The organism is Streptomyces sp. NRRL B-24484, from assembly GCF_000717715.1.
Taxonomy (GTDB): domain Bacteria; phylum Actinomycetota; class Actinomycetes; order Streptomycetales; family Streptomycetaceae; genus Kitasatospora.
On sequence record NZ_JOAI01000177.1, the window covers coordinates 1 to 230 of the forward strand.

1 protein-coding gene is annotated in these 230 nt (G+C 59.6%); it reads right to left on the reverse strand.

What is annotated here, in order from left to right; genetic code table 11:
* Positions 1-130, reverse strand: a 130-nt coding sequence (locus IE98_RS0141815) for a cold-shock protein (RefSeq protein ID WP_030278064.1), incomplete at its 3' end; no start/stop codon positions are given.
* Between the last annotated feature and the right edge of the window lie 100 nt (positions 131-230).

The following is a 230-nucleotide window of genomic DNA, read 5'->3' on the forward strand; positions in this document are numbered from 1 at the left end:
CGAGCAGCTCACGGAAGCCGTTGGCGTTGATGTTCGAGTAGTGGGCGAAGACGTCCGGGCCGCCACCCTCCTGCTCGATGAAGCCGAAGCCCTTTTCCGCGTTGAACCACTTCACAGTGCCATTAGCCATAAAAAAATCTCCTAAACAAGGGCTGTTCGAAGCCCGCACAGCGCGAGCCTCGGGTCGCCGCGGAGCACCCACCCGGAGAGATCCGGGAAACAAAAATGCG